Genomic DNA, 489 nt, shown 5'->3' with positions numbered 1-489 from the left:
CCCGAGCGTGGGACAAAGGAATTCTGTGGTTGTGTTGCTGAGTACGGCAACCTTGAGGGGGATCAGGGGCTGTAGGTCAACGCCGTTGCTGCGGGCTTTCTCCAGCGCGCGTGCTAACTTGCTAAGCTGTAACTCGTTAAGCCCGAATTGTGCCAATTGGCGCAGAGTCTCGCCCGTCTTTGATCCTGCGTCCTGTACCGCTTTAATGGCACTGTTTAGGTCCGGTGGCGGCTTTGGAAGCCAGCCCAATCCGAGATAAAGATCGTTACTCATCAGGCGGCCTCCCTCAGGTTTTTGCAACAATCAACTCGGTGAGTTGCCCCACGTTTTTAAGATCGCTGATCTCGCCGGACGAGAACTTAACGCCGCACTTTTGCTGGATATTCAGCATCAGCCGAATGTGGTTTAGGCTGTCCCAGTCATCCACTTGGTCCGCCGTCAGTTCGGGTCCGAATTCGGACCGCTCAAGATCAAAGAAGTCGTTGAAAA

Annotated in this window: 2 protein-coding genes; both read right to left on the bottom strand. The window is 54.0% G+C overall.

The window, feature by feature from the left end:
- The coding region (locus AB9F27_RS22060) for a hypothetical protein (RefSeq protein WP_369758227.1) at nt 1–273 on the bottom strand (273 nt) is incomplete at its 3' end.
- A 13-nt stretch (nt 274–286) separates the two neighbouring features.
- A partial coding sequence (locus AB9F27_RS22055; RefSeq protein WP_369758226.1) for an acyl carrier protein occupies nt 287–489 on the bottom strand: 203 nt, incomplete at its 5' end.

The sequence above is a fragment of the Falsihalocynthiibacter sp. CO-5D18 genome (assembly GCF_041205445.1).
Classification (GTDB): domain Bacteria; phylum Pseudomonadota; class Alphaproteobacteria; order Rhodobacterales; family Rhodobacteraceae; genus Falsihalocynthiibacter; species Falsihalocynthiibacter arcticus.
Note: the sequence above shows the minus strand (reverse complement) of the source record. Positions and strands in the feature narration are given on the sequence as shown.